This is a genomic window from Streptomyces sp. NPDC026515, from assembly GCF_055567595.1.
The window spans coordinates 110,787-128,757 of the sequence record NZ_JBVHQD010000003.1; the positions used below are offsets into that span (position 1 = coordinate 110,787).

17 protein-coding genes are annotated in these 17,971 nt (G+C 71.9%); 7 read left to right on the forward strand and 10 right to left on the reverse strand.

Annotation, left to right across the window (positions count from 1 at the left end; genetic code table 11):
• The first annotated feature begins 22 nt into the window (after nt 1–22).
• A complete protein-coding gene (locus tag ACZ4O3_RS06555) occupies nt 23–712 on the forward strand; it encodes a DUF6215 domain-containing protein (protein ID WP_467721431.1) in 690 nt (229 codons plus the stop codon).
• Between the two features lie 87 nt (nt 713–799).
• Here the strand turns inward: ACZ4O3_RS06555 and ACZ4O3_RS06560 are convergent, their stop codons facing one another.
• The 3 genes from ACZ4O3_RS06560 to ACZ4O3_RS06570 form a co-directional block, all read right to left on the reverse strand.
• Complete coding sequence (locus ACZ4O3_RS06560) at nt 800–1,276, reverse strand: hypothetical protein (RefSeq protein WP_467721432.1); 477 nt, start codon at nt 1,274–1,276, stop codon at nt 800–802.
• Nucleotides 1,277–1,697: 421 nt separating this feature from the next.
• Nucleotides 1,698–3,731 carry an NAD(+) synthase gene (locus ACZ4O3_RS06565; RefSeq protein WP_362729828.1) on the reverse strand — a complete coding sequence of 678 codons (2,034 nt, stop codon included), beginning with the start codon at nt 3,729–3,731 and terminating at the stop codon, nt 1,698–1,700.
• 363 nt (nt 3,732–4,094) lie between these two features.
• Entirely contained in the window at nt 4,095–4,223 is a 129-nt protein-coding gene (locus ACZ4O3_RS06570) for a phospholipase D-like domain-containing protein (protein WP_362730358.1), read from the reverse strand.
• A gap of 401 nt (nt 4,224–4,624) precedes the next feature.
• On the opposite strand from ACZ4O3_RS06570, the gene ACZ4O3_RS06575 reads away from it, so the two are divergent.
• Both ACZ4O3_RS06575 and ACZ4O3_RS06580 read left to right on the forward strand, forming a co-directional pair.
• Nucleotides 4,625–7,009 carry an ATP-binding cassette domain-containing protein gene (locus ACZ4O3_RS06575; protein WP_467721433.1) on the forward strand — a complete coding sequence of 795 codons (2,385 nt, stop codon included), beginning with the start codon at nt 4,625–4,627 and terminating at the stop codon, nt 7,007–7,009.
• A gap of 169 nt (nt 7,010–7,178) precedes the next feature.
• Nucleotides 7,179–7,454: a MarR family winged helix-turn-helix transcriptional regulator gene (locus ACZ4O3_RS06580; RefSeq protein ID WP_467721434.1), complete on the forward strand. Its 276-nt coding sequence runs from the start codon at nt 7,179–7,181 to the stop codon at nt 7,452–7,454.
• Between the two features lie 202 nt (nt 7,455–7,656).
• Here ACZ4O3_RS06580 and ACZ4O3_RS06585 read toward each other — a convergent pair whose 3' ends face one another.
• The 5 genes from ACZ4O3_RS06585 to ACZ4O3_RS06605 all read right to left on the reverse strand — a co-directional run bounded on the left by ACZ4O3_RS06585 (nt 7,657) and on the right by ACZ4O3_RS06605 (nt 10,823).
• Nucleotides 7,657–8,094 carry a universal stress protein gene (locus tag ACZ4O3_RS06585; protein WP_467721435.1) on the reverse strand — a complete coding sequence of 146 codons (438 nt, stop codon included), beginning with the start codon at nt 8,092–8,094 and terminating at the stop codon, nt 7,657–7,659.
• Nucleotides 8,095–8,278: 184 nt separating this feature from the next.
• Complete coding sequence (locus ACZ4O3_RS06590; RefSeq protein ID WP_362732118.1) at nt 8,279–9,505, reverse strand: glycoside hydrolase family 88 protein; 1,227 nt, start codon at nt 9,503–9,505, stop codon at nt 8,279–8,281.
• Nucleotides 9,506–9,718: 213 nt separating this feature from the next.
• Nucleotides 9,719–10,000: a hypothetical protein gene (locus ACZ4O3_RS06595; RefSeq protein ID WP_467721436.1), complete on the reverse strand. Its 282-nt coding sequence runs from the start codon at nt 9,998–10,000 to the stop codon at nt 9,719–9,721.
• A 20-nt stretch (nt 10,001–10,020) separates the two neighbouring features.
• Nucleotides 10,021–10,290, reverse strand: coding sequence for a hypothetical protein (locus tag ACZ4O3_RS06600; protein WP_467721437.1), 270 nt, complete (start codon nt 10,288–10,290; stop codon nt 10,021–10,023).
• 2 nt (nt 10,291–10,292) lie between these two features.
• Nucleotides 10,293–10,823 (reverse strand): hypothetical protein, encoded by a 531-nt coding sequence (locus ACZ4O3_RS06605; RefSeq protein ID WP_467721438.1) that lies wholly within the window; start codon nt 10,821–10,823, stop codon nt 10,293–10,295.
• Nucleotides 10,824–10,859: 36 nt separating this feature from the next.
• Here ACZ4O3_RS06605 and ACZ4O3_RS06610 point away from each other — a divergent pair, with 36 nt between their 5' ends.
• On the forward strand, nt 10,860–11,123 hold the full coding sequence (locus ACZ4O3_RS06610) for a hypothetical protein (RefSeq protein ID WP_467721439.1): 264 nt from the start codon (nt 10,860–10,862) through the stop codon (nt 11,121–11,123).
• Between the two features lie 44 nt (nt 11,124–11,167).
• Here ACZ4O3_RS06610 and sigJ read toward each other — a convergent pair whose 3' ends face one another.
• On the reverse strand, nt 11,168–12,106 hold the full coding sequence (gene sigJ / locus ACZ4O3_RS06615) for an RNA polymerase sigma factor SigJ (RefSeq protein WP_467721440.1): 939 nt from the start codon (nt 12,104–12,106) through the stop codon (nt 11,168–11,170).
• Nucleotides 12,107–12,262: 156 nt separating this feature from the next.
• On the opposite strand from sigJ, the gene ACZ4O3_RS06620 reads away from it, so the two are divergent.
• Entirely contained in the window at nt 12,263–12,892 is a 630-nt protein-coding gene (locus ACZ4O3_RS06620) for an LUD domain-containing protein (RefSeq protein ID WP_362731498.1), read from the forward strand.
• A 483-nt stretch (nt 12,893–13,375) separates the two neighbouring features.
• Nucleotides 13,376–14,296, forward strand: a complete 921-nt coding sequence (locus ACZ4O3_RS06625) for an NADP-dependent oxidoreductase (RefSeq protein WP_467721441.1) — start codon at nt 13,376–13,378, stop codon at nt 14,294–14,296.
• A gap of 81 nt (nt 14,297–14,377) precedes the next feature.
• Here the strand turns inward: ACZ4O3_RS06625 and ACZ4O3_RS06630 are convergent, their stop codons facing one another.
• Complete coding sequence (locus ACZ4O3_RS06630; protein WP_467721442.1) at nt 14,378–15,118, reverse strand: class I SAM-dependent methyltransferase; 741 nt, start codon at nt 15,116–15,118, stop codon at nt 14,378–14,380.
• Between the two features lie 400 nt (nt 15,119–15,518).
• Here ACZ4O3_RS06630 and ACZ4O3_RS06635 point away from each other — a divergent pair, with 400 nt between their 5' ends.
• The gene (locus tag ACZ4O3_RS06635; RefSeq protein ID WP_467721443.1) at nt 15,519–17,915 is read left to right on the forward strand and encodes a glycoside hydrolase family 65 protein; all 2,397 of its coding nucleotides are present in this window, start codon (nt 15,519–15,521) and stop codon (nt 17,913–17,915) included.
• The last annotated feature ends 56 nt before the right edge of the window (nt 17,916–17,971 follow it).

Sequence of the window (17,971 nt, forward strand, 5' to 3'; positions counted from 1 at the left end):
GGAGGCACGGCGGGGGTGGGGCATGACCGAGGTTTTCAGCGAGCCCGAAAAGCAGGGCAGACCGGCGGTCCAGGCGATCGCGGCGGTGGCCGTCTTCCTGGGGGTGGTCGGTGTGCTGTGGGCGCAGAAGGCCTTCGTCCACCCGCAGGACGCGCGCGGCGAACCGGCGTCCTGCTCGAAGTCGACCGACCGGCTGCCGGCCCGCTACGTGTCGGGCGCCCGCCTGTGCGAGGCGCTGAACCGCCCGGATCTCCCGGCCCTGCTGGGGACACCGAAGGAACAGGCCGAGACCGCCGGCGGCAGCGGGGACTGGATCACGCTCGCCGGGGGCACGAAGATCCCCTCGCCGGAGGCCACGGTGACCCTGAAGACGTACTCCGTGAAGCTGTCGGCGTCCTACGACGATCTGTCCGTCGCCGAGGCGGGCGGCCTGATGGGGGACGCGCGCAGGACGACCGTGCTGGGGCACCCGGCCGTCCTCTACGCCAGCCCGACCATCTCCATCGGCTTCAGCCTCGGCGGTGGCAAGGCGAGCACGGGGCCCGGTGGCACGGCGCGCTGCCTCCTGGTCTCGAAGCACGCGAAGGACGACGGGAAGGGCACGTTCGAGGTCGCGATCTGGCGGCAGGACGACGTACCGCCCGACGACACGGCTCTCGAACGAGTCGCTGAGCAGGTGTTGCCGATGGTCCCCGGCTGGGGCGGGAACTGACCCGCAGGTGCCGAACGGGCTCGCCACCGCGGCGTCCCCGCTGCGGGGCGCGGCGACGGCGGGTCACGGTTGCCGACGATCACTCGTTCACGGTACGGCGGGCAGCGACGGCAGCGCGGACACGGCGCCGAGCAGCTTGCTGACGGCGGCCTGGACGGCGCTCACCAGGTCCCCGACGGGATCGGCCGCCCGGGCCGAACGCTCGGTGCCGGTGCGCAGTTCCGTCAGCCGCTTCTGGAGAGCGGCGCTCCCCTCGCGTACGTCCTTGGCGTAGGCGGCGGCCCGGGACGCGTCGACGGCGGTGCCGTTCGCCCCGATCAGGTGGGCAGTGTGTCCAGGAGCGGCGTCAGGGCGGGGCCGTAGCGCGTCGTGTCCACCGCTTCGACGCGGTCCAGCAGGGAGACGATGTCGGTTCCGGGCTCCGGCGCCGACTGCGCGGCACCGGTTCCCGAGGCTTCTGGGCCCGCCTCGGCGGTGGCGGCTGAGGCGGCTGCCGGGCCGAAGACGAGGGCGGCGCGGACCAGGGGGGCCGACGAGGAGGCCGCGGGAGGGCAGGGCGCGCATGGGGTTCCTTTCGAGACTGCTGTCCTTTCACCCACCCTTGAAAGGCGCGCGGGACGCCGCAACCGGTGTCCTGACCGACGACCGGCCGGCAACTCCGCCCTGAGCTGGCGTTTTGTCGCGCCCCGAGGCCCGTTCCGGGTGGCGGTGGAAGGTGTGCCCATCAGAGCACCTGCGGAGGCCGCCGAAAGCCGCGCGCACCGGCACGGGTGGGCACAGGCGAAGAGCCCCGCCCCCGACGGATCGGGGGGCAGGGCTCTCGGGCGGAGCGCCGGGCAGGCCTTGCACCTGCATCTCCCCACAGGAAGTGGGGCGTCTTTCCTTGGACCACCAACGCATCGCGCGCCACCCGAGATCGGAGTGCCGCGCGCACGGTCGACCATAGCGTGGTCACAGGGCGGACGCCACGTCGCGGGCGGCGGCGCTATGCCTCGGGTACCCGTTCCAGGTCGTGCAGCCAGGCCGTGGCCGAACCGTCCGACGGGGCGCGCCAGTCGCCGCGGGGGGACAGGGAGCCGCCCGCCGAGACCTTCGGGCCGTTCGGCATGGCCGAGCGCTTGAACTGGGCGAAGGCGAAGAACCGGCGGCAGAAGTAGTCGAGCCAGTGCCGGATCGCGGCCAGGTCGTAGGCCTGGCGGTCGGACTCGGGAAAGCCGGGCGGCCAGACTCCCGCCTCCCTGTCGTGCCAGGCGTGCCAGGCCAGGAAGGCGATCTTCGACGGCCGGAACCCGTGCCGCAGCACCTGGTGGAGGGTGAAGTCGTGCAGCGCGTACGGGCCGATCCTGGACTCGGTGGACTGCAGTTCCTCGCCGGGCACCAGTTCGGGGCTGATCTCCGTGTCGAGGATCGCGGCGAGGGTCTCTCCGGTCTCCGGGTCGAACTGCTCGCTGCTGATGACCCAGCGGATCAGGTGCTGGATCAGCGTCTTCGGCACACCGGAGTTGACGTTGTAGTGGCTCATCTGGTCGCCGACGCCGTAGGTGCACCAGCCGAGCGCCAGCTCGGAGAGGTCACCGGTGCCCAGCACGATGCCGCCGCGCTGGTTGGCGAGCCGGAAGAGGTAGTCGGTGCGCAGCCCGGCCTGCACGTTCTCGAAGGTGATGTCGTACACCGGCTCGTCGGCCGCGAACGGGTGGTCCATCTCCTTGAGCATGAGCCGCGCGGTCGGCGTGATGTCGAGTTCGGCGGCGGTCACGCCCAGCGAGGCCATCAGCCGGTGGGCGTTGCCCTTGGTGTGCTCGCCGGTGGCGAAGCCCGGGAGGGTGAAGGCCAGGATGTCGGTGCGGGGGCGTCCCATCCGGTCCATCGCCCGGGCCGCGACGATCAGCGCGTGCGTGGAGTCGAGGCCGCCGGACACCCCGATGACGACCTTCGGACCGCCGATCGCCGTCAGCCGCTGCTGGAGCGCGGCGACCTGGATGTTGTACGCCTCGTAGCAGTCCAGGGCGAGCCGCTCGGGGTCGGCGGGCACGAACGGGAAGCGTTCGACCCTGCGGCGCAGGCCCAGGTCGGCGGCCGGCGCGTCGAGCCGGAAGGGTACGGTCCTGAAGTCGCCGGTGCGGGCCGCGTGGGTGCGCCGGTTGTCGTCGAACGAGCCCATCCGGGCCCGTTCCTGGCGCAGCAGGTCCAGGTCCACGTCGGCCACCGCGTACTGGTCGTCCAGCGGGAACCGGTCCGTCTCGGCGAGCAGCGCGCCGTTCTCGTAGATCATCGTCTGGCCGTCCCAGGACAGGTCCGTGGACGACTCGCCGAGCCCGGCCGCCGCGTACACGTACGCGGCCAGACAGCGCTGCGACGCCGAGCGGCACAGCAGCTTGCGGTCCTCCGCACGGCCGACCGTGATCGGGCTGCCGGAGAGGTTCACCAGCACGGTCGCGCCGGCCAGTGCGGCCTCGGCGCTCGGCGGCACCGGCACCCACATGTCCTCGCAGACCTCGGCGTGCAGCACCAGACCGGGGACGTCCTCCGCGTCGAACAGCAGGTCCACCCCGAACGGCACGGACTCGCCGCCGATCCGGATGCTGCCGCCCCGCTCGTCGTCGCCCGAGGCGATCTGCCGGCGCTCGTAGAACTCCCGGTAGGTCGGCGGGTACGACTTCGGCGCCACACCGAGGATCCGGCCGCGGTGGACGAACACCGCGCAGTTGTAGATCCGGTTGCGATGGCGCAGCGGGGCACCGACCACGAGGACCGGCAGCAGTCCGGCCGAACCGGCCGCCACCGTCGCGAGCGCCTCCTCGACCTGGTCGAGCACCACGTCCTGGAGGAGCAGGTCCTCGATCGAGTAGCCGGTCAGTCCCAGCTCGGGGAAGACGGCCACCGCGACCCCGTCCTCGGCGCAGCGGCGGGCCTGGCGCAGGACGGCCTCGGCGTTGGCACGCGGGTCGGCGATGACGGTGTGGCCGGTGCACGCGGCGACACGCGCGAAGCCGTGCTCATAGATCGACCAGAAGTTCAACGGGGCTTCCTCGGGAGAGACGGACACGGTGCGGATACCGGACGAGCAGCGTCGCCGTACCCGGGCGTCCTCTCCTTCGACGGTCCGGCGAACCTCCTGCTCCCAGAAGCATAGATCGGCGGCGATCGGTGCTGACCAGCGGATTCCGGGCGAGCCGCGGTGCCCGCCGAGCGGATGTACGGGGGCGGCCGCGGAGGTACGGGCAGGACCGCCCGGTGCGCGCCGTGCCCGCCCGGCCCGCTCTTCCGGCGGCCCGGGCGCTACGCGGCGGTGCCGCCCCGGCAGTCGCCGTCGAACGTGGACAGGGAGCTGCCGCTGATGTTCATGGGGCCGGGCCTCGCGGGTGTCGTCGGTGAACACCCCCTAGTCCCGGCCGGTCGGGTAGTACGGCGAGGTCAGGTCGCCGGTCAGGACCAGCGACCTGGCGGTGTCCACGGTGATGGTCCTCTGGTGGGTGCGGACGAATCCGGAGGGCGACCACGCGACCTCCACGCCCGCCTCGGTCAGGGCGCTGTGCGCGGAAGCGCCGGCACTCTCTGTGACGGACCCGGTCCAGGACCACCCGCACGGTGACGCCCTTGTTCCCGAGGGCGACGAGGTCGTTGACGTCCGTGGTGTCGTCCAGTTCGTACACCGTCATGTCGAGGGAGCTGGGTGAACGCACCATCACCCGTGCGCCGCCGGGGCGGACATGACGGACCCCGTGCACGTCGGGGCCGGTTCGTGGACGTCCCGTGAGAACAGGAGATCTTCGTGGCCGAGCCCGGCGGGGCGGGCCGGCGGATCGCGGTCGGCCGGAGCGGTCAGGAATGGAGAAGCGCCAGGGTTCGACCCCGGCTAGCGTGGCGGCCGTCGACGGAGGCCCCGCGCAGCGGATGGAGACGGGTTTGAGCATGGCCGGAAAGACCGAGAAGCAGGTGTCCACGCCGCACGTGGCGGACGGCCACGACCTGATCCGTGTGCACGGCGCGCGCGAGAACAACCTCAAGGACGTCAGCATCGAGATCCCGAAGCGCCGGCTGACGGTATTCACCGGAGTCTCCGGCTCGGGCAAGAGCTCGCTGGTGTTCGACACCATCGCCGCCGAGTCGCAGCGGCTGATCAACGAGACCTACCCCGCGTTCGTCCAGGGCTTCATGCCGAACCTGGCCCGCCCCGAGGTCGACGTGCTCGACGGACTGACCACCGCGATCATCGTCGACCAGCAGCGGATGGGCGGCGACCCCCGCTCCACCGTCGGCACCGCCACCGACGCCAACGCACTGCTGCGGATCCTCTTCAGCCGGCTCGGCACCCCGCACATCGGCTCGCCCAAGGCGTTCTCCTTCAACATCGCCTCCATCAGCGGGGCGGGAGCCGTCACCGTCGAACGCGCCGGACAGCAGGTCAAGGAGCGCCGCAGCTTCAGCATCACCGGCGGCATGTGCCCGCGCTGCGAGGGCCGCGGCGCCGTCACGGACCTCGACCTCGGCCAGCTCTTCGACGACACCAAGTCGCTCAACGAGGGCGCGATCACCGTCCCCGGCTACAAGGGCGGCGGCTGGAACTCCCGCCTCTACGCCGAGTCCGGCTTCTTCGACCCGGACAAGCCGGTCCGCAGGTTCACCAAGAGGGAACTGCACGACTTCCTGCACCGCGAGCCGACCCGGATGAAGATCGCGGGCATCAACATGACCTACGAAGGTCTGATCCCGCGCATCCAGAAGTCGATGCTGTCCAAGGACAAGGAGTCGATGCAGCCGCACATCCGCGAGTTCGTGGAGCGGGCGGTCACCTTCGCCACCTGCCCCGACTGCGACGGCACCCGCCTGAACGAGGGCGCGCGCTCCTCGAAGATCGCCGGGATCAGCATCGCCGACGCCTGCGCGATGCAGATCAGCGATCTGGCCGCCTGGGTCGGCGGCCTCGACGAGCCGTCGGTGGCACCGCTCCTGAAGACACTCCGTGACACCCTGGAGTCGTTCGTGGAGATCGGCCTCGGCTACCTGTCGCTGGACCGTCCGGCGGGCACCCTGTCCGGCGGCGAGGCACAGCGCACCAAGATGATCCGCCACCTCGGCTCCTCGCTCACCGACGCCACCTACGTCTTCGACGAGCCCACCACCGGCCTGCACCCGCACGACATCCAGCGCATGAACGGCCTCCTGTTGCGGCTGCGCGACAAGGGCAACACCGTCCTCGTCGTCGAGCACAAGCCGGAGGTCATCGCGATCGCCGACCACGTCGTCGACCTGGGCCCCGGCGCCGGTGCGGGGGGCGGCACCGTCTGCTTCGAGGGCACCGTCGAGGGCCTGCGCAAGTCCGGCACCGTCACGGGCCGCCACATCGACGACCGGGCCGGCCTCAAGGAGAGCGTCCGCAAGCCCACCGGGGCGCTGGAGATCCGCGGCGCGAGCACCCACAACCTCCAGGGCGTCGACGTCGACGTCCCGCTCGGGGTCCTCACCGTGGTCACGGGCGTCGCCGGCTCCGGCAAGAGCTCCCTGGTGCACGGCTCGATCCCGGCAGGGGCCGGGGTGATCTCCGTCGACCAGGGCGCCATCCGTGGCTCCCGGCGCAGCAACCCGGCGACGTACACGGGCCTCCTGGAGCCGATCCGCAAGGCCTTCGCCAAGGAGAACGGCGTCAAGCCGGCCCTGTTCAGCCCCAACTCCGAGGGCGCCTGTCCCACCTGCAACGGCGCCGGCGTCATCTACACCGACCTGGCGATGATGGCCGGGGTGGCCACCACCTGTGAGGACTGCGACGGGAAGCGGTTCGAGAGGTCGGTGCTCGACTACGCACTGCACGGCCGGGACATCAGCGAGGTGCTGGCCCTGTCGGTGAACGAGGCCGTGGTGTTCTTCGCGGCGGACGAGGCGAACGTCCCGGCCGCCCAGCGGATCGCCCAGCGGCTGCGGGACGTCGGTCTCGGCTACCTGACCATCGGCCAGCCGCTGACCACCCTGTCCGGCGGCGAGCGTCAGCGTCTCAAGCTGGCCACCCACATGGCCGACAAGGGCGGCGTCTACGTCCTCGACGAGCCGACCGCGGGCCTGCACCTCGCCGATGTCGAGCAGCTGCTCGGCCTGCTCGACCGGCTGGTCGACGCCGGCAAGTCCGTGATCGTCGTCGAGCACCACCAGGCGGTCATGGCCCACGCGGACTGGATCATCGACCTCGGCCCCGGCGCCGGCCACGACGGCGGCCGGATCGTCTTCGAGGGCACCCCGGCCGACCTGGTCGCCGCCCGCAAGACCCTCACCGCCGAGCACCTCGCGGAGTACGTCGGCGCCTGACGTTCTCCCAGTGGTGTTTGAACATTCAAACAGAGGCGATCATGGTAGGCCCATGACCACGACGCCACGCCAGCTCAAGCCGTAGGAACGACGGGCGTGGCTCGCCTGCGTCCAGTTCTCCACCCATCTGTCCGACCACCTCGACCGCCGGCTGCGGCGCGACGCGGGCATGACCCATGCCGACTACACCCTGCTCGTGCATATGTCCTCGGTCAGGGATCACAGCCTGACCATGTCCGAACTGGCCGAACGCCTGACGATCACCCGGAGCCGGCTCGCCCACGCGGTGACCCCCCTCCGGGGGACCGGCTGCCCCGACCGGCGTCAGGACCCCGGAAACCGCCGCCACCAGTTCGCCGTCCTCACCGAGGAGGGCATGCGGCTGCTGGAGCGCGCGGCCCCGGCCGTGTGGAGGCGGTCCGCCGGGCCGTCTCCGACGCCCTGAGGCCCGAGCAGGTGACCCAGTTCGCGGCGATCGGCGAGGCGGTCGGCACCGCGCTCCAGCGCAGGGAGGCCGACAGTGACGAGCGGGACGCACTGCCCTGGCGCCGACGCCAGCGACGGCTTCGGCGTGTCCCGGGGCCCGCACGAGCCCCGGGGCCGCCGCGGACACGGAAGTCCACGGCGGCCCGGGGCCCGGGTCCGGTTCAGCCCTGGTGCTGGGGCTCCGGGGCGAGCAGGATCGCGGTGTGGGCGCGGTGGGCGACGGCGTCGCTGACCCGCGGGTCGAACAGCGCCCGCGCGGCGCTGCGGTGGTGCGGGCTCAGCACGATGAGGTCGGCACCGAACTCCTCGGCGGTCTCCGAGATCGCGGCCGCGACCTGCGTGGTGAGTCCCCTCAGGAGGGTTCCGTCGGCCTTGACGCCGAGGTCCCGGAGTGCGGCGAGGGCCTCGTCGAGAACGGCCTGCGCCTCGGTGTCCTCCTCCAGCGGGACGATCGCCGCGAGGGAGGCGGCGGAGGCGATGACGTGCACGACGCGGACCTCGGCGTTGGCGAGCTGCGCCAGCTCGCCCGCCAGTCGTACGGCGGAAGCGCGGGCGGGACTGGGATCGACGGCGACGAGAATGCGCTGGAACACGGACACGGTACTTCCCCTTTCGGGGTGCGGAAGGTCGACTCGGTGGTCTGGGACGCCTGCTTCCGGCGTGACGGCTCGGCGCGTCCGGCGCCGAACGAGTTCTTCCGTCCCCATGGTGTGATCATCTCACCACCGGCCGATCGGGGAGACAGCGGTCCATGTAACACCCACTGAACTGCGGTCGTCGTGGTCAGGGTGTGCTGAGGTCGATGGCGCGGTCGAGGGCCTGCGGGTGGAGGATCCGGTGGATGCCTTCGAGGAGGTAGTAGTCGGCGTAGGGGAGGGAGACCTCGATGCCGTCCTCGGCGGGCCGGTTGCGGGTGCACCGGGCGACGACGGCGTCCGCCCGGGTGGAGGCCCTGGTCAGACAGGTCTGTGCGAGTGCGGTCAGCATCCGCAGAGCGACCGTGCGGTACTTCTGGTGGCCGGTGGCGGCGGCAAGGTCGAGGAGCCCGCAGGCCATCACGGCGCCGGCGGACGCGTCCTTGATGTCGTGGGGGTGCTGGGGCGCCCGGTAGTCCCAGACGGGCACGTGGTCGGGGGTGAGTACGCCGATGGCGTACTCGGCGAGACGCGTCGCCGTGGTGAGGAACCGGGGGTCGGCGGTCCGGCGGTAGAGGGTGGTGAACCCGTAGATCCCCCAGGCCTGTCCGCGGGACCAGCAGGAGGTGGGGCTGTAGCCCTGGACGGTGTCGGGGCCGATGGGGGCGCCGGTGGCCGGGTCGAGGTCCCAGACGTGCGGGGTGGAACCGTCGGCCCGCGGGAAGAGGCGCTGCGCGGTCTCGGCGTGGGCGACGGCGATGTCGCGACAGGCGGTGTCTCCGGTCTGCTGCGAGGCGAAGAGGAGCAGGTCGAGGTTCATCATCGTGTCGATGATGATGCGCCCGGCGTTGGCGGGGTCGTTCAGCGCGCCCCAGGCCCGCAGGAACCGGCCGCGCGGGTTGTAGCGCCGGCTGAGCGAGCGGGCCGCCTCGATGGCGCCGGTCCGCCACTCGTCCTGTCCGGTCAGGCGCCAGGCGGTGACCCAGGAGGGGGTGAAGAGGAAGCCGAGGTCGTGCGTGGTGGTGTCGGTGCGGCGGGGGGCGAGCTTGCGGGCGGAGTCCTGGGCGAGGGTGCGGAACCGCTCGTCGTCGGTGTGGAGCCAGCACATCCACAGGGTGCCGGGCCAGAACCCGCCCACCCAGTCGCCGTTCTGGGAGTAGGTCCACTTCTCGAACCGGGTCGAGACGGGGAAGCCGGTGACGCCGGGTGCCACGGCGCGGACCTTCTCGACCGCGTAGTCGGCGGCGGCTCTGAGGACCTGCGTGGTGGCGGCCGGCACGTGCCCGGCCTCGGCATGCGCGGGCAGAGGTGCGCTGGCGTAGGCGGCCGCGGCGCCGCCTGCCGTGGCCAGCACGGCCCGCCGGGAGATGGACATGACTGCCTGCCTCTCCAACTGGACTGTGGTGCACAGAAGTTGAAGGAGTGTGGCATGCAGTCTCGAACCCTGTACACCCATGTGCATGATGTTCACCTATGTGGACGCGCCATGCGACTTCTTCCCCACCCGGCCGACGCAGCTGCGGCTTCCTGACCGTGGTCGTCCGGCGGATCGGGGGGATGGTGCGGCGGTGGGACCCGGCGGGCGGGGTCAGCGGGTCTGTCGGGCCGGGTGCGCCGCGCTCGGGTTGCCGGGCGGGGCCGCCCAGCCGAGCAGGATGCCGGCGACGGTGGCGAGCGGCCGCGACCGGATCTTCACGGCGAGGCTTTCGAGGAGCCGGACCGTCGTGTAGTACGCGCCGGTGAGAACCGTGGTGACCACGCTCGCCACCGACGCCGAGCCGACGTCGACGCCGAGGTGGACCAGCAGGGTCAGCAGGAGCCCGGCGACGATCGGCACGACCGTACGCATGAAGCGGGCGAAGAGGTTCACGGGACAGCCCTTCCGGCGTCTCAGGACGTGGGGTCGAGGTGGATGACGACCTTGCCCACGGCCGTCTCGATCGCCGTGGTGATGGAGGAGACGAGAGCGGCGGGGTCGGTGTTCTTGTCGAACGTCGCGAGGGACGCGGTGAGTTGCGCGATGACCGCGTTCTGGGGCGCCTCCGTCGCCTGCGCGAGCCGTATCCGGCCGTTGGTGTCCTTGATGCAGGACTGGAGTGCCCAGTAGGGATTGGTCTTCGTGTCCGGGGCGTCGGCCGGAGCCTTGATGACTCCGTTCATGGTCAGGACCGCCTTCGACGCGGCGGACGCGACGTGCGTGATGTCCGCCGTCTCCGGCACACCGCCGCCGCCACGAGCTTCGCGACGACCGCGGCCGCGACCTTGTTGATGTCGTCCGTGGTGAGCGCCATGTCTTCGGTTTCCTCTCCGGCGGCCCAGGCGCGCAGCGCCGGCTCGCTCGGACAGCAGATGGACAAGTCCAGGGGAGTCGAGGTGAACTGCCGGAAGAGCGGAGACCGGCCGGACGGGCTGGGCCTCGGGTGGGCCTCGGCCTGTGTGCAGGCCGGCGCACCGGACCGGGGACAGGCGGGGTACCAGAGCGGGACCGCGGCCGGCGCATGGCCGGCCGCCAGGTCACTGCCCGCCGTGTACAGGCCGACCCGCTGGTGCGTGAACGCGGTTTCCACCTCGGCGATCCAGGCCGTCGCGGAGACCCTGATCCCGGCCGCCGTGACCCCCGCGTAGTTGGAGCCGTCGGGCCTGCGTTCCAGGTCCGGCCAGTGCACGAAGCCCGGGCCCGCGTACGGCTTCACGGCGGCGATGCGGTTGGCCGCCTCGGTGGGCTCAGCGTGCTGCGGGAGGGCCGGACGCTGGTCCTGGACTGGACCCCCGGGGACAACGCCGGGGCACTCGGCCGCACCCTGGACGCCGGGACCTGGCCGTGGGTCACCGCTGCGGGAAAGGTCCTGGTCGCCGGGGCGTATCCGCGGATCCCGCTGGGCCCGTTGCCCGGGTCCTGGCGCCGGGAGACCGAGACGATCGGGGACCGGGGCGCCGCCTTCGACCGGGAGGACGGGGCGGCCGGAATCTGCTGTGCGGCCGTGCCGGTGTAAGGCCCGCACGGCGCGCCGTCGGCGTCCCTGAGCGTCGTGACCGGTCAGCCTGTCGTCCAGTGAATGAGTTTGTCCGGGTTGCGCATCACCCAGATGTTCCTGATCCGGTCGCCCGCGACATCGAACGCGAACACCGACACGACCACGCCGTCCTGGAGGGCCACCAGTCCGGGCTGACCGCTGACCGTACGCTCCAGGAGCGCCATGCCGCCGGTCCTGCGGCGGGCGATCTCCAGCCAGGCGGACGCGATCCGCTCACCGCCTTCGATGGGGTGCGGGAAGGTCACGGCGAGGCCGCCGCCGTCGGCGGTCGCCGTGGCGTCGGGGTCGAGCAGCGCGATGAGCGCCGCGATGTCCTGTGCCTCCCACGCCCGTTTGAAGTCCCTGACGACGTCGGCGCGTTCGGCCGCCGGAGCCGCCGCGGGCCGCGAGGCCCGGACCCGGCGGCGGGCCGAGGAGGCCAGCTGGCGGCAGGCCGCCGGGGCGCGGCCGACGATCCCGGCCACTTCGGCGAAGGGCAGGCAGAACACATCGTGCAGGATGAACGCGACGCGTTCCGCCGGGGTCATCGATTCGAGCACGACCAGGAAGGCGAGGTCGACCGACTCGTCCAGGGTGACCCGTTCGGCCGGGTCGTCGGTGGCACCGCCGGACCGCCCGGTGGTCCACTCCGTACGTTCGGGCAGCGGTTCGGGGATCCATTCACCCACGTAGGTCTCCCGGCGCACCCGCGCGGAGCCGAGCACGTTGAGGCAGACGCGTCCGGTGACCGTCGTCAGCCAGGCACCGGGGGACTCGATGGCGTCCCGCTGCGCCGGTGACAGCGCGTACCAGCGCGCGCAGGTCTCCTGGACGGCGTCCTCGGCCTCGGCCAGGGAGCCGAGAAGCCGGTAGGCGATGTTCATGAGCTGTCGCCGCTCGCTCACGATCGCTTCCAGGCCCCGATCGGCCTGTCCGTGTCCCTGCCCGGATCGGGTGGTCATGGTGCCGGCGGCTCCCTCGGTCGCAGCTGTCCTCACCGGTTCGACAGGACAGCGCACCGGAATGTGAGGCCGCGCGCCGCCTCACATTCCACCGCGCCGCGCTGTCGAACGGTCAGACGCACACATCATCCAGCGAACAGGGAGTCCGGAGACACCATGACCACCTCCATGCCGGCGACACAGTTCACCGATCCGGCGCCCGCACAGCGCCTGGAACGGGCGGCCGCGGCGCTCACCGCACACGGCTTCACCGTGGAGATCCTCGACGACGTCATCGCCGCACGCGCCCGCGTCAAGGAGCTGATCCCGGAGGGTGCCAGTGTCTTCACCGGGGCGAGCGAGACCCTCCGGCTGTCCGGGATCGACGAGGACATCAACGGCGGTGACCGGTACCGGGCCGTCAAGCCCCGTGTCCTGGCCATGGACCGGGCCGCCGAGGCCGACGGCATCCGGCGGCTGCTCGCCTCCCCCGACGTCATCGTGGGCAGCGTCGCCGCGCTCACCGAGACCGGCTCCCTCGTGATCGCCTCGGGCAGCGGAAGCCAGCTGCCCGGCTACGCGGGCGGCGCGGGCCGCGCGATCTGGATCGTCGGGGCGCAGAAGGTGGTACCCGACCTGGACACCGCGCTGCGGCGCGTCGAGGAACACTGCCTTCCGCTGGAAAGCGCCCGCACCCGGAAGGCCTACGGGTGGCCCAGCGCCGTCAACCGGCTCCTCGTCCTCAACGGGGAACACCAGGCCGGACGCGGCACCGTCCTGCTGCTCCGCGAGGCCATCGGCTACTGAACCCGCGGGGGCGCCGCCGCCGTGAACGATCCCGAGCGGTACACGGCCGGGAGGGCGCGCGGCAGGTTCGGGTCCGCGTGCGGCGGGGGGCGCCTGCCACCGGCCGCCAAGGGTGCGGCCGGCGGCAGGTTCTTCATGACGCCCAGCGGGGCGACTCGCGGCATCGGGGATCCGGTGACAGGGACCGGCTTCCCTGTGGGTGAGCGGATGGCTCCGCGGCCTGACGTCGTGGGTGTCGCCGAGTGGCGGCAAGCCACCCGAGTGGCGACGATGCAGCCAGGAGCACGACCACGGCGTGCACGTGCCCGGCTGCCACGCGCAGGCTGATCATCCGATTGGAACCACCCGTCATGACCGTGCCCCGTCCCGACCGAGGTCGAACGCCGGCACGGGCGGGGCGTCCACCGGGGCAGCGACCAGGCGTTCACCGGCTGACGCCGGGCTGCGCCAGTCCCGTTGACCCAGCACACAGGAGGAACGCTCATGCGAGCCGTCACCGCTACCGACCGCGACGCCGGAGCCGGCGGGCTGACCCTGACCGACCTGCCGTATCCCCACGCCGCCGAGAACGACGTGGTCGTGCGCGTGCATGCCGCGGGATTCACCCGGGGGGAACTCACCTGGGCCGGCACGTGGACCGACCGCGCCGGCCGCGACCGGACACCGAGCGTGCCCGGGCACGAGGTCTCGGGTGTCGTGGCGGAACTCGGCTACGGAACCACCGGTCTCACGGTCGGCCAGCGTGTCTTCGGGCTGACCGACTGGGCCCGCGACGGCTCGCTGGCCGAGTACGTCGCCGTGGAGGCCCGCAACCTCGCCCCGCTGCCCGCCGACGTCGACCACACGGTGGCGGCCGTGCTGCCGATCTCCGGGCTGACCGCCTGGCAGGGCCTGTTCGGCCACGCGCGGATCGTGACCGGCCAGACCGTCCTGATCCACGGCGCGGCGGGGGGCGTCGGCTCGCTCGCGGTGCAGCTCGCGCAGGAGGCGGGAGCCCGGGTGATCGGCACCGGCCGGTCCGCCGACCGGGACACCGTCCTCGCACTCGGCGCGCACACGTTCCTGGACCTCGACGCCGTCGGTCTCGCGGACGCCGGTGAGGTCGACGTGGTGTTCGACGTGATCGGCGGTGACGTCCTCGATCGGTCGGCGGCCCTGGTACGGGCCGGCGGCACGCTCGTCTCGATCGCCGAGCCGCCCAGGGTCCGGCCCGAGTCCGGCCGGGCGGTGTTCTTCGTCGTGGAACCCGACCGGTCGCGCCTCGCGGACCTGGCACAGCGTCTCCGGGACGGACGCCTGCGGGTACGGGTCGGCGCGGTCCGCCCGCTGACCGAGGCGGTCGCGGCCTTCGCCCCCGGCCAGCGCGTCCCCGGCCGGACGGTCATCCGGGTCGCCGAGGACTGAGCCGCCGGCCGTCACTGCGCCGGTGGCCCCCTCGTGATCCGCATCGCGGAGCCCGGCCCCCCGAGCGCCGGCGCCCCCTGTTCAGCCGGCCGGGACCGCCGGACGTCGTGCCACGAAGACGAACTCCCTTCCCGGTCGGTCAGGGGCGCCGCGGACCTCCTCGACCACGTAGCCCAGCGTGGACAAGTCCCTTTCGACCTCGGCCCGTTCCCGGAAGCGCAACGTCGAATCCGACGTCAGCACCTGTCCGTCCGCGGCGAAGACGTACGTCTGCCGGAAGGTCACCAGGGGCGGGTCAACCTCGATCAGCTCGACCCAGTTCTCGACGGGGCCGACGCCCGGGATCTCCGTCACGCGGAAGGAGATCTCGCGGGTCCACTCCTCCCAGGCGCGCCGGGCCGGATCACGGGTCTCCAGGACCAGACGCCCGCCGGGTCGGAGCGCTTCGTAGGCTCCGCGCAGCGTCCTCCGCCACGCCTGCGGATCCACGACGGCCTGGGCGACGTTCGCGGTCATCGTCGCGAGGTCGGCCTGCATCGGCGGCAGGTCGCTCACGTCACCCCGGACCCAGCGCACCCGCTCACCTCCCGGCTTGGCCCGGGCGACATCGACGGACGCCGCGGCGGGATCGACGCCGACGACCTCGATCCCCCGGCCGGCCAGCAGAAGCGCGAAGACTCCGGTGCCGCAGCCGATGTCCAGGACCTGGCGCACCCCGAACTCCTCCGCCATCCGCAGATAGGCGTCGAGATCGCTGCGGTCGGGGTCGAGGGGGTCGTAGATCGCGGCGAGCCGTGGATGCCCGAAACACTCGTCAGCCATCGCAAGAACGTACGCGAAACCGGGACAGGACGGCTACACCGTCGCACCCACGGCGGGTATCCGCCCCAGCCGGCCACACGGACGCCCGGCAGCGGTGACCGAGGGCGGCGACTGCACGTGGGCCGGTGCGGTCGACGGCCTGCGGATCGGCCGGACCGTCCACGGCGTCGAGGCCGACGGAGTCAGAACGCGCAGGGCCGGCTGAGCGAGCGGCCGTGCGCGCCTGGACCGAGCGGGTGCCTTCCGGCGTGCCGGGCGGAGCTTCGGGTGCGGGCACCACCTAGCCTCGACGCCGTGCGCACCCGGACCGCGAAGGCACGTGCGGCCGCCCGGAACCGTCCGTGCGACGAATGTCTCCGCAAACACGTTGCCAGTGAGACGACCGGATCCAGGAGTCGCGGTGATCACTCATCCCAGTTTCACGGTGGAGCCATGGTGTCTGCGTGAGAACGAGCTGAACCTGGACCTGCTCGCCCAGAGCGAGTCGGTGTTCGCCCTGTCCAACGGTCACATCGGATGGCGGGGCAACCTGGACGAGGGAGAGCCCCACGGGCTGCCCGGCGCCTACCTCAACGGCGTGTTCGAGCGGCATCCCCTGCCCTACGCGGAGGCCGGCTACGGGTATCCCGAGTCCGGCCAGACGATGATCAACATCACCGACGGCAAGATCATCCGTCTGCTGGTCGACGACCACCCGTACGATCTGCGCTACGGCAGGCTCCTGGAGCACGAGCGGGTACTGGACTTCCGTACCGGTGTGCTCAGCCGTACCGCACGGTGGATGTCTCCCGGCGGCCGTACGGTTCGGATCACCTCACGGCGGCTGGTGTCCTTCACCCAGCGGGCGGTGGCCGCGATCGTGTACGAGGTCGAGCCCGAAGACGGACCGGCCACGGTGGCCGTGCAGTCGGAGCTCGTCGCCAACGAGCAACTGCCGCGCCTGCAGGGCGATCCGCGGGTCGCCGCGGCGATCGAGTCCCCGCTGACGCCGGAGGAGAGCTTCGCACAGGGCACCCGCCTGCGGCTGCTGCACTGCACCGACCACAGCGCGCTGCGGGTGGGGGCGGCGGCCGACCACCTGGTCGAGGGGCCGGAGAGCACCCACTGGACGGCACAGAGCGAGCCCGATGTCAGCCGCCTGACGGTGACGGCGGACCTGGCTCCCGGACAGCCCCTGCGGCTGTACAAGTTCGTGGCCTACGGCTGGTCGGGCGAGCGTTCGCAGTCGGCCGTGCGTGACCAGGTGGACGGCGCGGTGGCGTCGGCGGTCAGCGCCGGCTGGGACGGGCTGGTGGCGGGGCAGCGGGCGTATCTGGACGAGTTCTGGGCCGGAGCGGACGTGGAGGTGGAGGGCGACGCGCAGATCCAGCAGGCGGTGCGGTTCGCGCTGTTCCACGTGCTCCAGGCGGCCGCCCGGGGCGAGAACCGGGCGATCCCCGCGAAGGGGCTGACCGGCACCGGATACGACGGGCACTCCTTCTGGGACACCGAGTCCTACGTGCTGCCGTTGCTGACGTTCACCGCACCGGAGGCCGTCGCGTCGGCGCTGCGCTGGCGGCACAGGATGCTGCCGGCGGCCCGGGAGCGCGCCCGTGAGCTGAACCTGGCGGGGGCGATGTTCCCCTGGCGGACGATCGACGGTTCGGAGTCGTCCGCCTACTGGCCGGCCGGGACGGCGGCCTTCCACATCAATGCGGACATCGCCATCGCCGCGGTCCGGTACGTCATGGTCACCGGCGACGAGGAGTTCGAGCGGAACGAGGGCTTCGACCTCCTCGTTGAGACCGCCCGGCTGTGGCGCCGCCTCGGCCACCACGACGCCGACGGGGTCTTTCACATCGACGGCGTCACCGGGCCCGACGAGTACAGTGCGATCGCGCGGGACAACCTGTACACCAACGTGATGGCCCGCCAGAACCTGATGGCCGCGGCGGACGTGGCCGCGCGCCACCCGGACCGGGCCGAGGAACTCGGTGTCGACGACGAGGAGACCGCCGGCTGGCGCGAGGCCGCGGCCCGTATGGCGATGCCGTACAACCACGCCCTCGGCGTGCACGAACAGTCGGCCGGATTCACCACCTTCCAGCACTGGGACTTCGACGCCACTCCGCCCGAGCACTACCCGCTGCTGCTGCACTACCCCTACTTCGACCTGTACCGCAAACAAGTGGTCAAGCAGGCCGACGTGGTACTGGCGATGCTGGAGTGTCCGTACTCCTTCACCGACGAGGAGAAGGTACGCAACTTCGCCTACTACGAGGCGATGACCGTCCGTGACTCCTCTCTGTCGGCATGCTGCCAGGCGGTGCTCGCCGCCGAGACCGGACATCTGCGGCTGGCCTACGCCTACCTCACCGAAGCCGCACTGATGGACCTGGACGACCTGGAGCACAACACCCGCGACGGTCTGCACATCGCCTCCCTCGCCGGGACCTGGCTCGCCCTGGTCGGCGGTTTCGGCGGCCTGCGGCGACACCTCGACGCCGACGGGAAGCCGGGCCTGCTCGGCTTCGCACCGCGTCTGCCCGAGGCACTGTCCCGGGTGGCGTTCACGGTGCAGACGCGCGGGCAGAGGCTGAAGGTCGACATCGGGCCGACCCGTGCGCGCTACCGTCTGGTGGAAGGCGAACCCCTCACCGTGCTCCACTTCGGGGAACCGCTGACCGTGACCGTCGACGAGCCGGTGGACCGGCAGGTGCCGCCCGGCTCCGTCCGCCCCGAGCCCCAGCAGCCGCGCGGCCGCCGCCCGGAGGGCCTGCCGAGCGAGGAGGAGCCCCACGACGAGACGCCGGACTGACCCGGGCGGCTCAGGACCCGCTCCGCCGCCCCGGCCGGGCGAACCGCACCCTGGGC